This window comes from Bradyrhizobium sp. CSA207, from assembly GCF_029051685.1.
GTDB lineage: Bacteria > Pseudomonadota > Alphaproteobacteria > Rhizobiales > Xanthobacteraceae > Bradyrhizobium.
The window spans coordinates 1-12,254 of sequence record NZ_JAACFT010000042.1; the positions used below are offsets into that span (position 1 = coordinate 1).

Sequence of the window (12,254 nt, forward strand, 5' to 3'; positions counted from 1 at the left end):
GGCGGGTGAGCTCGAGCCTGAGCTGCACGCCCGGCGAATATTTTGCGAAGCGCTCGTCGATGCCGAGCTTGAAGAAGAAGGCGCGGTCCTGAGGCCGCAAGAGCGGAACCCTCATTCGGCCTGGAGCAGGCCGCGCTCCGAAAGCGCCTGCCTGAAAGTCTCTATTGAAGTGTAGTGATGCGCATGGAGGCCGGCCTCCCGTGCACCGGTGACATTTGCCGCGAGGTCGTCGGCGAACAGGACGGTTTGTGGCGCCGTCTGCAACTCCGACAGGCAGAGGCGATAACAGCACGGGTCCGGCTTGGCCGCCTTGAACCGGGCGGAAGTGTAGATTCTTGTGCCGAACAGCGGTCGCAATTCCGGCAGCAGCGTCTCGATATGATCGGCGACTAGCGTGGTGTTGTTCGTCAGGACGGCAATATCGACGGTTTCGCGCAGACGGCCTGCAACCTCCAGCATCGCGCGATCGGCCTTCATCGAACGGCGCCGCGCCTCCGCCCACTCGTCGAGCGACAGGAGATAGCCGATGCGTTGGCCAAAACCGCGCAGATAGTCCACGGCATCGAGCGCTCCGGAGTCGCCGAGAAACTCGAATCCGGCCCCCCAGATCGCTTTGTGGACGAATTCGCCGGTGGACCCCGCAAGCTCCGCCAGAAACGCGACGCGCTTTCCCCTGTCGTAGTTGCAGAGGACATTGTCCATGTCGAAGAGGACAAGCTTGATCTCGTCAGTCACGGCAACACTCTTGGTCCGGCCGCAGTAGCCGACCGCGTAGTCATATCCCGCCGGAACGCGGCCGACAAACCCGGGACGCAAGGGCCGATCCCTGCGATGCAGGTTTAGTCGTTCCGCGCTGATTTGTGCGAACTCCGTATTCGGCCGGGGGGTCGTCGATATCTTGACGTATTATCCTTGCCGGAGGTTATCCACGCCGACCTCGCGCGCGCGCTTCGCCTGGCGTCGCTGCCTCACTCATCCAGTGTAAACCCGACGCGCAGCGTCACCTGGTAGTGGCGCACGGCGTTGTTCTCGATATGGCCGCGCGTCTGCACGACCTCGAACCATTTCAACTCGCGAACGGTCTTGGCGGCGCGGCTGATCGCGTTCTTGATCGCATCCTCGATCGATGTCTCGGACGATCCGACCAGTTCCAGGATCTTGTAGACGTGATCCTTCTCGGCTGTAGGCATCGTGAGCCTCCCTTGGTTGGTTGCGCTGCGGCACCTGCTGCCGCGTGACCTCCATCTGAACGGGCACCAGCCTCTCCAGTTCCGTCATCCGCCATGACCCGCATGCGCCAGCAATCTGCGATGGCGCTCACGCTCGCGGCGTGGCGCTGGCCTCTAGCGGCTATACTTGGTTAGTCCAGGGCACGCGCCGGAGGGCCGAGTTCGACGCCGGGCGCGGCCGTCGCGGTCGCCGGCGGCGCATTGCGCCACAGCATTCGCAGCAGCATCGCCAGCAGCACGATGATCGCGACGCCGGCGGCCGCGGGCTTGAATTGCTTGTCAAAATCTGCCGCAAGGTTCGTCGATTGCAGCAGGCCGTAAGCGCCGGCCAGCATGATGAGCCCGTACATGACGCTGCGTTCGCGCGGGCTCGTCACCTTGGGAAGATCGGGAAGCAGCAGCGCCAGACCGATTCCGACGATCGGCAGATCGTAGTCATAGGCATAGGGGCTGATCATCACCGAGACCATCGCTGCGATGCCGAGCGTGAAACGGTCAGGCATCCCGCGCGCGATGCCAAGTGCGATGGCAACGAGCGCAAGAACCGCGATGGCGACCTGCCCCCAGAATGCGCCGCTGGCAGGAACGCCGGCGTTGTACAGCGCCGCGTAGGCTGAGATCATGCGAAACAGGGGATAGGAGCCCTGTTCGAGAAAGCCTGCGGACTCCCTGATCGCGCCCAGCCACGCAATCCAGATCTGCGGCCCGAAAGCGAGGGTGCAGACCAGCGAGCTCACGAGCGCGACCGTCGCGGCGGTGGCGATCGTTGCCCAGCGGCGGGTCGCCAGCAGATACCCCCGGCTGCAACGGCAAGGTGCGGCTTGATGACCATGGCGCCGAGCGCGAGGCCCGCGAACATCTTGCGGCTTTGTACGCCGATGCAGACGAGCCCGATCAGCGCGCCCGTGAGAAAGCCGTTCTGTCCGCAGCCGATCGTGAGCGCCATGGCGGGAAACAGGATGACGAGGACCTGTGCGAAGTGCTGTCCTGCAATCATGCGCAGCGTCGTCAGATAGACGGCGAGCGTGGTGGCGGTGAACAGGAAGTAGGCTGCCCAGGTCGGCAGGAATGCGAAAGGCGCCAGCAGCAGGTCGAACTGTGGCGGGTATGTCCACGGCATGAAGCCGGTGGAGCTACCTGAGAGCCCCGCCTGCATCTTCATGAACGCCGCAAGATAGGTCAGGTCGAGATCGCCGAGCCAGACCCGCTGCGCGACGAGGTGAAAGGCGGCGAAATCGGGGACCTCGTGATCGTGCCAGAAGCCCCACCGGAAGAACCAGAAGGTCTTGAGGCCCAAGACGGCCGCAAGCGTCGCGAGAAGGTAGCGCACATAGTGTGTCCGCTTCGATGGCGAGGACTGAATCGATTCCAACGTCTCGGCGAACATCAGCGGCGGCCTCTGACCGGGAGGGTGATGGGCCGGACAGCAGTCCGCCAATCACGGCCGAGATTGCCCGCACAGGCTTAAAGGACGGTAACGAAAAACCGCAAGGTGATGGTACGGAATGCGATCGGCGTAAGGGGCCCGGCGCGCGCTACGGATCCAGCTCGGTATCCCAGTAGAGATAATCCAGCCAGCTGTCGTGCAGATAGTTCGGCGGGAACAGGCGCCCGTTGCGGTGGAGCTGGTGCACGGTCGGGGCGAAGGCGTGCTGGCGCGGAAACATCCTGGCCTGCACCGGCGTAAGATTGCCCTTGCGCAGGTTACAGGGCGAGCAGGCCGCGACCACGTTCTCCCAGGTGGTCTGGCCGCCTTTGCTGCGCGGGATGATGTGATCGAACGTGAGGTCTTCGGGCGAGCCGCAATATTGGCAGTTGAAGCGGTCGCGCAGGAAGACGTTGAATCGGGTGAAGGCAGGATGGGTGGTCGGCTTGACGAAGGATTTGAGCGAAACCACGCTCGGCAATTGCATCTCGAGCGTGGGACTTCGAACCGCCTGATCGTAATGGGCGACGATGTTGACGCGGTCGAGGAACACCGCCTTGATCGCGTCCTGCCACGACCAGAGAGACAGCGGGTAGTAACTCAGCGGCCGGAAGTCCGCATTCAGCACCAACACCGGCCAACTGCCTTGCGAGACATGTGCGTTCAATTAACGCTCCCGGCCTCCACGTACGCTGCGAAGCAGCATGTATTGACATACTACATGCAGCGTGACGGGATTGTGAAGCCCGTTGAGCGACTTATTCAGGCGCAAGCAATGCGGCGGCGGGGTGGCAAAACGCTCAAAAAGCCGCCTTCCTAAGAATGGTCGGCACGGCCGGCCTGGAACCACCTTCAATAGCGCGTCGTGGCTTTGCCGTGGCACCTACTCCCGTACCCGCTCCAGCTTCTGCAAACATCGCGTCGCCCGCACCACGGCCGGTATCTCCTCGTCCGGGAAGCTCGTCTTCCAGTCGGCGACGCCGACCTCGCCGACATAGATGTCGCCCCTGGAATCCAGCGCGATGCCATGCGGCGCCAGAAACTTTCCGCTCATGACGCCCGGGCCTTCCTCGCCACCAAGCCGCGCAATGCGTTTTCCCTTCGCGTCCACGATCGACAGCCGCGGGCCAATGTTGGGCACCTTGCGGTTGATTGCGAGGCCGGGCCCGAGCTCGCCAATGATGAAGGTCGGATTCTTGCCGCCGCCGCAGCACAGTGCGCAGGGCCGGTGCAGATTGTTCCACTGCGTCTCGTACTTGCCGTCGCCGTTGAACACCTGCACCCGGTGGTTCTCGCGATCGGCGACGTAGACCCAGCCGTCGGCATCGGTGGCGATGTTGTGCACGATGTTGAACTGGCCGGGATCGGTGCCGGGTTCGCCCCAGCTCTTCATCAGCTTGCCGTCGGGCGTGAACTTGTGCACGCGGGCATTGCCATAGCCGTCGGAGAGATGCGGTCCTTGCTGTCGACCGCGACCGAGGCGACGTCGGTCAGCTGCCAGCCCTCCGGCAGTTTCACGAAATTGTCGACGACGCGGTAGCGGTGCTCGCCGGTGCCGAGAATGGCTGGCATTGGTAACCTCCTTTGAACTCGTCATTCCGGGGCGCGCGTTAGCGCGAACCCGGAATCCATCGATCCACACAACATGCGGCGCAATGGATTCTGGGTTCGCGAACTTGTCGCGCCCCGGAATGACAACGGTTTCCGGAAAAGTGTGCAGCGGCTTTCTGAATAGATCATGCCTAAATAGCAAAGCACGACGCTATACCGGTTCGATCGCTCTCGAAAGCGCTTTACCCGAGCAGTGAAAGCATGTGGCCCTGCTCGGGCGGAATACGGCCCTTCAGCGTATCGAGATAGATCTGCCTCACGGCCTCAGGTCCACGGCTCTCGACCACAGTCAGGCATCTCTCCAGCAGCGGCGCAAAACCCGACCATGCCGCGCCAAGGCGCTGCTCGATGCCGCCCGGCCCCCATTCCTTGGCGCGCCTGCGGATCTGGTCGGGAGCGAAGAACCAGCGCGGCTTTGCACCGGGCAGTTCGCCCTCGTCGGCCGCGGTGGCGCGATGCGTCAATCCGACGCGCAAGGAGCATTTCATCTGGCTACCGAAATGCCGGTGCAACTCGGCACGCAACGCGCTGTTGCCGGCCATGTCGACGAAGGCGACAGGCGCATCGGATGGCAGCGAGGTCACGCGGTCATAGCTGACGACCTCGTCATAGCAGCCGAGCGAGGTGACGAAGCCGGTATTGCCGGCTGACGTCAGTCCGATCACCTTGCGCCCGCGCCTATGCAGGAGATGCGCGAGCCCGAACGCGGTCTTGCTCGATGCGCTCGACAGCAGCACTGCGCCCGCGCCGAAATCGTCGTGCTCGGCGAGGAAGTCGTCGACCAGGAACGACAGCATGAACAGCGGCCGCAGCAGCGCCTGATAATCGCCGTGCCGCCCCGCGTAAGCAGGATCGCCGCTGACGCGGGCATAGGCGTTGTAGACCGGCGCCACGCCCTGGCGATGCGCGGCGCCGTCGCGCAGGCCGCGTTTGCTGACGTCGGTAGCTTCAATGACAAGATGAGTCGCCATCGGGAAATAGCCGAACAGGCGCTCGCCCACGGCGACGTGCGGATGCTTCGATGCGATCACGTCGCCAAAACCCCATACCGGAATGTTGCCGAAGCCGCTTGGCTCTAGAAACAGTTGCCAGTATTTGAGCTCGTCGCCGAGCACCGCATAGGTAATGTTGTTGGCGGTGAAGGCGAAGCGGTCGACTCTTACGAGCAGGACATCTTGCGGCAGCGCATCCGCGTCGGGAAGCCTGGTCGTGATCGTCTTACACTGGTCGAGGTCATCTTTCGCAACGATGAAGTTGATCGATGTCATGACTTGATCCCGGCCCGTCCGTGCCGGCATCTCATCATTCATCGGCAAAGTTTTTGCAACAGCAACATAGTTTTAAACGCTGTTTGCAGCCGTTCGTCACGCGCCGGCGCCTGCATGGCCCGCCCAATAGGGCTCCCGCAGCTTTCGCTTGAAGATCTTCCCCGTCGCCTCGCGCGGCAGCGCGTCGCGGAATTCGACGTCCTTCGGCACTTTGAAATTGGCAAGTCGCTCGCGCAGGAACGACTGGACCGCGCCGGCCGAAAGCTCGGCCCCCGGTTCGGGTTCGATATAGGCGCACAGCCGCTCGCCAAATTCGGCGTCGGGTATGCCGAACACGGCGCAGTCGCGCACGCCCGGCATTCCAATCAGCGCGTTCTCGATTTCGGCGGGGTAGATGTTGACTCCGCCGGAGATCACCATGTCGCGCTTGCGGTCGCACAGGAACAGATAGCCATCTTCGTCGAGATAGCCGACGTCGCCGACGCTGACGAGTCCGTCGCGGCCGGCCTCGGCCCGGGCCTCGGCCTTGCCGTGATAGTCGAAGTCCGGCACCGAGACCTGCCGCATGTAGATTTCACCGGGTTCGTTGACGCCGCACGGGCTGCCGTCGGCGCGAAAGATTTTGACGGTGCCGCCCTCGATGGCGCGGCCGACGGTGCCGGGCTTCTTCAGCGCCTCCTCGGCGGAATGCCACACCGGAATTCCGGTCTCGGTCGAGCCGAAATATTCGTTGATGACCGGCCCCCACCAATCGATCATCGCCTTCTTCACGTCGGGCGGGCAGGGCGCTGCGCCATGGACGACGAAGCGCAGTGAGGACAGATCATGGCGCCGCTTCACCACGTCGGGCAGGCGCAGCAGGCGCACGAACATCGTCGGCACCATATGCATGTTTGTGACGCGATGGCGCTCGACCAGTTGCAGCAGCTCTTCGGGATCGAACCGGGCTTCCAGCACGATGGTGCAGCCGCTGCGATAGGCCAGCATGCCATAGGAGTGCGGGGCGGAATGGTACATCGGGCCGTTGATCAGCACGACCTGATCCTCGTTCGGCTTGACGCCATAGGCGATCGCGCCGACGCGCTCGGAGGCCGCGACCTGATCGGGGCGCATCGGCATCCGCCGCACGCCCTTCGGCATGCCCGTGGTGCCCGACGTGTAGAACATCGGCGCGCTGCGCAGCGGCGGTCGACTGAGCTCCGCCTGGCTGTCCCGCCACTTGTTCCAGTCGGTCAATCCGTCCGGAACCCCTGTGAGCGCGGCCCGGATGTCGAACGCGGTGGCGATCTCCGGCGGCGTCGGCACGACCATCAGCGTCAGGCCGTCCGGCAGGCCGCCGCTGATCTGCGGCAACAGGTCGGCGTGGCAGATCAGGATGTCGGCGCCGCTGTCGGCCAGGATATAGCGGACCTCGGCGGCCTTCAGGTGCCAGTTGATCGGCACCACCGGTCTGCCGAGCGCGGCCGAAGCTGCGACCACCTCGAATAGCGCAAAATCATTGCGCAGCATCATGGCAACCGGCGTGCCCTGGCGCCCGCCGAGCGCGCTGAACCCGGCCGCGGCGCGTCTGATCCGCGCATGGAGGTCGGGATAATCGATCCGGCGTTCACCGCTGATGATCATGTCGCGTCCTTGATGCTTGCCACGCTGATGGGTGTGTTGCCGGCCACGTTCGCACTAGCGATCGTCCAGCACGTCGCCAAAGCTCACCCAGCTCTTGCCGTTGAAGCGCCGCAGCTGCAGCTGCTGGAACGGCAGATAGTCGTCGGGGCCGGTCGAGACCGACATGCCCGGCAGCAGCAGCGGCAGCTTGACGTCCTTGAGCGAAGCCGCCTGGCGCATGATGTTGTCGCGGCTGATGTCGTCCTTGCACGCCTTGAGCACCGTCATCAGCAGCGTGGCATAGTGATAGCCGGCAGCGTAGTTCGAATTTGAGAGATCCGCGGTCGGCATGTATTGCTTCATGAACGCGAAATAATCCTTCACGCCGGGATCCTCAGCCCATTGCGGGTCCATCGTGTCCTTCTGGTTGCTCGACGAGATCAGGCCGACAGCATTGTCCAGCCCCGCCGGCTCCAGGAACGAGATCGAGGAAGCCGAGGTGGGCACGAAGAACAGCTCGGGCTTCCAGCCGATCTCGGCCACCCCCTTCACCATCTGCGACGTGAACTTGCCGAGCACGACGCCGAACAGCACGTTGGCGCCTGAGGCCTTCAAGGTCGAGAGCTGCGAACTGATCGTCGGCGCGCTGGTCTCGTAGCTTGCTTCGGCGATGATCATGCCGGCCGCCTTGGCCCCGAGCGCACGCTTGAAGCCCGCGACATAGTCGCGGCCGAAATCGTCGTTCTGCGACAGGATTGCGATCTTGGCGTCGGGCTTGGTCTGCAGGATGTACTTGGCATAGACCACGCCCTCGGATTCGTAGGCCGCCATGCCCGGCATGGTCCACGGGCTCTTCTGCGGATCGGCCCATTTGGTGGCGCCCGAGAGCACGAACAGCTGCGGCACCTTCTTGGCGTTGAGATAGCGCTGCACGGCGCTGTTGGTGGCGGTGCCGAGCGAGCCGAACATCATCAGCACCTCCTCCTGCTCGACCAGCTTGCGGGTCTGCTCGACCGTCTTCGGCGGCGAATAGGCATCGTCCAGCGTGATGAACCTGACCTTGCGGCCGTTGATACCGCCTTCGGCATTGAGCTTTTCGAAGAACGCCTCTTGCGTCCGCCCGATCGCGCCGAAGCCCGAGGCCGGACCACTGTAGGGCAAGGTCTGCCCGATCCGGATCTCGTCGGTGCCTTCGGCGTGGGCGGTGCCAGCGGCGAGCGTCAGCAACGACATGCCGATCAGTGCGGCAGCCAGCTTCATGATGTCCTCCCGTTGTTCTTGTCAGTCCAATTTTCTTGCCGGACCAAGCCGTCAGGCGCTGGCGCGGATCAGCAAGTCCTGCCGTGCCTGGTCGAACTCCCGCTTCATCCGATCGACGAGCTCGGCGACCGGCGGCGCGTCGGTGATCTGGCCGATACCCTGGCCTGAGCCCCAGATGTCGCGCCACGCCTTCGATTTCGTGTTGCCGCCGGAGCCGAAGTTCATCTTCGTCTTGTCGGCGACCGGCAGGTTGTCCGGATCAAGCCCGGCGGCGGCGATCGAGGGTCCGAGATAGTTGCCGTGCACGCCGGTGAACAAATTCGTATAGACGATGTCGTGGGCGGCATGCTGCACCAGCGCGCTCTTGTACTCATCGGCGGCATTGGCCTCCGCCGTCGCGATGAAACGGGTGCCCATATAGGCGAGATCGGCGCCGAGCGTCACGGCGGAGGCGACGCCGAAGCCGTCGCTGATCGCACCCGACAGCAGGATCGTGCCCTTGAACCATTGCTTGACCTCGCGCACCAGCGCAAACGGCGACAGCGTGCCGGCATGGCCACCGGCACCGGCGCACACCAGGATCAGCCCGTCGACGCCTTGCTCCGCGGCCTTGCGTGCGTGCTTGACGTTGATGACGTCGTGGAACACCAGGCCGCCATAGGAGTGCGCGGCTTCGACGATCTCGGCCGGCGGCCGCAGCGAGGTGATGATGATGGGCGCCCTGTGCTTCACGCAGGTCTCCATGTCCTTCATCAGCCGGTCGTTGGAGGCGTGGCAGATCTGGTTGACCGCGTAGGGGGCGACCTTCCTGCCGGGATTGCGCGACTTGTATTCGCCGAGCTCATCCTCGATGCGGCTCAGCCATTCGTCGAGCTTCTCGACCGGGCGGGCGTTGAGCGCGGGAAACGAGCCGACGACGCCCGCCTTGCACTGGGCGATCACCAGCTCCGGTCCGGAGACGATGAAGAGCGGCGAGCCGACCACCGGCAGTTCGAGGGTGTCTTTCAAGAGAGCGGGCAACGCCATGGTGTCCTCCTGGAAACGTGCCCCGCCGGCATGCGGATGGCGAGGCGTTTCCCCGTTGATTGTCGCCGGCGGCTTGCCGGCCCGCATTCGCGGATTTGACGCCACTATAAGGGTTGGAGAACGGGTTCCGATCGTTCAATAATGTACAGACGACCATTCAGGCTTGAACCAAGGGCTGAAGGTGGATTGGGACCTTTGCAAGACCTTCGTCGCGGTGGCTGAGACCGGCAGCTTCACCGCGGCGGCACGCCGGCTGCACACCAGCCATCCGACCGTCAGCCGCAAGATCGCGGCGTTGGAAGCTCAGCTCGGCACCAGATTGCTGGTGCGCGCCGCCGACGGCCTGGCGCTGACCGCGGATGGCCGGACGTTGCGCGAGCATGCCGAGGCGATGGCGGCGGCAGCGCTGCGGGCGGAAACGGCGGTCGCGGCGGGAGGGCACAAGGCGCGCGGCACCGTCAAGCTGTCGATCGGCGCGACGCTGGCCTCGCACTGGCTGATGCCGCGCCTGCCTTCCTTCCTGCGCGCGCACGGTCACATCCAGCTCGAGATCATCACCCATCCGTTTCCGGCGAGCGTGCGGCGCCGCGAGGCGGACGTGGTGCTGCGGCCCTTCGATAGCGGTGAGGAAAACCTGGTCGGCCGCAAGATCGGCCGTCTCGGCACGGGATTTTATGCTTCACGCGACTATGCCGGCGGACGGTCCTTGCCGGAACGGCGTGGCGAGTGGAAAGGCCACAGCGTCATCGGTTTTGCCGACCAGACGTCCAATGTCCAGCTTGCGCGCTGGAGCGACGTCGTCACGCGTCAGGGCAGGGTCGTGATGCGTTGCTCGTCCCAGGGCGACATGTTGGCAGCGGTCCGTGCCGGGATCGGAATCTCTGCGCTGTCGTGCTTCGTCGCGGAAAGCTATCCGGATCTCGTGCGCGTCGCGCCGCAGAAGCTCGCCAGCGTGGCGGACCTGTGGCTCCTCGCCCATCCCGACCTCGTCGAACTGCCGGCGGTGCGTGCCGTGGTCGACTTCGTCGCAGAATGCGCCCGAACCGATCGCGCGAGCTTGCGCGGCTAAGCTTGCCCGGCGATCACGCCTTCGCGCTTCTTCACCGCGCGATAATAGCTCCACCACAGATGCGCTGCGGCCCCGCGCAGGGGGCGCCAGGGTTCGGCGAGCGGCACCATCTGTTTCTCCGTCGGCCGTGCCTTCAGGCCGAGCCCGATACGGATGCCTTCCTGCACGGCGAGATCGCCGGCCGGCCAGGCATCGCCATGGCCGAGGCAGAACAAGAGATAGATGTCCGCGGTCCACGGCCCGATGCCGGGCAGCGAGATCAGCGTGTGATGCGCGGCGTCGGCATCCTCTTCGGCGAGCACATCGACGTTCAGCCGCTCCGCCATGATTTCGCGCGCGAGATGTTTCAAAGTCTTGATCTTGGCGGCGGAAAGCCCGAGCCGTCCCAGCCGGTCGGTGCGGGCGCGGCGCACCGCGTCATGATCGAACGGATCGAAGGCGGCGGACAGCCGCCCCCAGATCGCCGCCGCGCTCGCGGTCGAGAGTTGCTGCCCGCAAACGATGTGCGCGAGCCCCACAAAGCCCGGCTCGCGCCGCCGCAGGGCCGGCATGCCCGCAACCTCAAACACAGATTGGAGACGCGGGTCGCGCTTGATCAGCGCGTGGACGGCCTCTTCGAGATCGGACTGGGTTTCGAGGTGGATGGTCATGGTGGCTCAGCAAGCTCTTTCCAGCGTCATGGCCGGGCTTCGTCCCGGCCATCCACGTCTTTCTAACCGCGACATATTTCTAGCATGAGCGGTGGTCGTCGTGTTTGTCCGCGCCCTTGACACGGTCGGCATGTGGCACCGAAGAACGTGGATGGCCGGGGGGAGCCCGGCCATGACGAGATCTGTCGCATGGCGCCACCCGTTTTCCGATTTGCCCCCAGCCCGAACGGCCTTCTGCATCTCGGCCACGCCTATTCCGCGCTGCTGAACTTCGACCGCGCGCGCGAAGCTGACGGACGGTTGCTGCTGCGCATCGAGGACATCGATGCGACACGCTGCCGGCCGGAGTTCGAAACTGCGATCTACGAGGATCTCGCCTGGATCGGCATCGCCTGGGAGGCGCCGGTGCGGCGGCAGTCCGAGCATCTCGCCGACTATCGCGCCGCGCTGGACAAGCTCTCGGCGCTGGGCCTCGTCTATCCCGCCTTCGAAAGTCGCGCCGAGATCGCAAGGCTGGTGGCCGTGCGCGAGGCTGGTGGGCCCTGGCCGCGCGATCCCGACGGCGCGCCGCTTTATCCCGGCAATGCGAAATCGTTGTCTGCCGGCGAGCGGACGCGCCTGATCGCATCTGGCACCCCTTATGCGTTGCGGCTCGACATGGCGGCCGCGTGCGGCCGTGTGGGTGGCCTGACCTGGAACGAGCTGGGAGAGGGCCCCGACGAGGAGCGCGGCACCGTCCCGGCGCACCCGGAGGCCTGGGGCGACGTGATCCTGGCGCGGAAGGAGACGCCCACGAGCTACCATTTGTCGGTTGTCGTCGACGACGCGCTTCAGGGCGTAAGCGAGGTGGTCAGGGGCCAGGATCTGTTTCATGCCACCTCTGTCCATCGGCTGCTCCAGGAGCTGCTCGGCCGGCCTGCACCCACCTATCGCCACCACAAGCTGATTCGCGATGTGGCAGGCCGGAAGCTCTCGAAGTCGAGCCGTTCGACCGGCCTGCGGGAGCTGCGCGCCGCCGGAGCTACGCCCGCCAGCATCCGCCGGTTGGTGGGATTAGATTAAGTTTCTCTGGGGGTTAGCAAAAGGTCGCCGTGACTCAAGGCATCGCTCCGT

The 12,254-nt window shown here is 64.5% G+C and carries 11 protein-coding genes and 2 pseudogenes; 2 read left to right on the forward strand and 11 right to left on the reverse strand.

The window, feature by feature from the left end; genetic code table 11:
* Positions 1-111: 111 nt before the first annotated feature.
* The 10 genes and pseudogenes from GWG65_RS34170 to GWG65_RS34215 all read right to left on the reverse strand — a co-directional run bounded on the left by GWG65_RS34170 (position 112) and on the right by GWG65_RS34215 (position 9,422).
* Complete coding sequence (locus GWG65_RS34170; protein WP_342760698.1) at positions 112-816, reverse strand: HAD family phosphatase; 705 nt, start codon at positions 814-816, stop codon at positions 112-114.
* A gap of 152 nt (positions 817-968) precedes the next feature.
* Positions 969-1,190: a dodecin gene (locus GWG65_RS34175; protein WP_275199836.1), complete on the reverse strand. Its 222-nt coding sequence runs from the start codon at positions 1,188-1,190 to the stop codon at positions 969-971.
* A 170-nt stretch (positions 1,191-1,360) separates the two neighbouring features.
* Positions 1,361-1,966: a hypothetical protein gene (locus tag GWG65_RS34180; protein WP_275199837.1), complete on the reverse strand. Its 606-nt coding sequence runs from the start codon at positions 1,964-1,966 to the stop codon at positions 1,361-1,363.
* On the reverse strand, positions 1,963-2,559 hold the full coding sequence (locus GWG65_RS34185; protein WP_275199838.1) for a glycosyltransferase family 87 protein: 597 nt from the start codon (positions 2,557-2,559) through the stop codon (positions 1,963-1,965). Before GWG65_RS34185 ends, GWG65_RS34180 begins: the two co-directional genes overlap by 4 nt.
* A gap of 205 nt (positions 2,560-2,764) precedes the next feature.
* Positions 2,765-3,322: an HNH endonuclease gene (locus GWG65_RS34190; protein WP_247382693.1), complete on the reverse strand. Its 558-nt coding sequence runs from the start codon at positions 3,320-3,322 to the stop codon at positions 2,765-2,767.
* 216 nt (positions 3,323-3,538) lie between these two features.
* A pseudogene (locus GWG65_RS34195) lies at positions 3,539-4,227 on the reverse strand (hypothetical protein).
* 221 nt (positions 4,228-4,448) lie between these two features.
* Positions 4,449-5,534, reverse strand: a complete 1,086-nt coding sequence (locus GWG65_RS34200) for a DUF2855 family protein (RefSeq protein WP_275199839.1) — start codon at positions 5,532-5,534, stop codon at positions 4,449-4,451.
* Between the two features lie 96 nt (positions 5,535-5,630).
* Positions 5,631-7,172: pseudogene (locus GWG65_RS34205) on the reverse strand (acyl-CoA synthetase); the annotation flags it as partial.
* A 39-nt stretch (positions 7,173-7,211) separates the two neighbouring features.
* Positions 7,212-8,396, reverse strand: a complete 1,185-nt coding sequence (locus GWG65_RS34210) for an ABC transporter substrate-binding protein (protein ID WP_275199840.1) — start codon at positions 8,394-8,396, stop codon at positions 7,212-7,214.
* Between the two features lie 51 nt (positions 8,397-8,447).
* A complete protein-coding gene (locus GWG65_RS34215; protein WP_275199841.1) occupies positions 8,448-9,422 on the reverse strand; it encodes a nitronate monooxygenase family protein in 975 nt (324 codons plus the stop codon).
* Between the two features lie 181 nt (positions 9,423-9,603).
* On the opposite strand from GWG65_RS34215, the gene GWG65_RS34220 reads away from it, so the two are divergent.
* Positions 9,604-10,491: a LysR family transcriptional regulator gene (locus tag GWG65_RS34220; protein WP_275199888.1), complete on the forward strand. Its 888-nt coding sequence runs from the start codon at positions 9,604-9,606 to the stop codon at positions 10,489-10,491.
* On the opposite strand, the gene GWG65_RS34225 is transcribed toward GWG65_RS34220, so the two are convergent.
* Positions 10,488-11,141, reverse strand: coding sequence for a DNA-3-methyladenine glycosylase 2 family protein (locus tag GWG65_RS34225; protein ID WP_275199842.1), 654 nt, complete (start codon positions 11,139-11,141; stop codon positions 10,488-10,490). The two genes, GWG65_RS34220 and GWG65_RS34225, sit on opposite strands and share 4 nt — an antisense overlap.
* A gap of 189 nt (positions 11,142-11,330) precedes the next feature.
* Between GWG65_RS34225 and gluQRS the strand changes: the two genes are divergently transcribed.
* Positions 11,331-12,203, forward strand: coding sequence for a tRNA glutamyl-Q(34) synthetase GluQRS (gene gluQRS / locus GWG65_RS34230; protein WP_275199843.1), 873 nt, complete (start codon positions 11,331-11,333; stop codon positions 12,201-12,203).
* Positions 12,204-12,254 lie beyond the last annotated feature (51 nt).

Bases quoted from the DNA above. Each gene is read 5' to 3' on its own strand.
- GWG65_RS34175 (WP_275199836.1), bottom strand. From the start codon at position 1,190: ATGCCTACAGCCGAGAAGGATCACGTCTACAAGATCCTGGAACTGGTC.
- GWG65_RS34200 (WP_275199839.1), bottom strand. From the start codon at position 5,534: ATGACATCGATCAACTTCATCGTTGCGAAAGATGACCTCGACCAGTGT.
- GWG65_RS34210 (WP_275199840.1), bottom strand. From the start codon at position 8,396: ATGAAGCTGGCTGCCGCACTGATCGGCATGTCGTTGCTGACGCTCGCC.
- GWG65_RS34215 (WP_275199841.1), bottom strand. From the start codon at position 9,422: ATGGCGTTGCCCGCTCTCTTGAAAGACACCCTCGAACTGCCGGTGGTC.
- GWG65_RS34225 (WP_275199842.1), bottom strand. From the start codon at position 11,141: ATGACCATCCACCTCGAAACCCAGTCCGATCTCGAAGAGGCCGTCCAC.
- gluQRS (WP_275199843.1), top strand. From the start codon at position 11,331: ATGGCGCCACCCGTTTTCCGATTTGCCCCCAGCCCGAACGGCCTTCTG.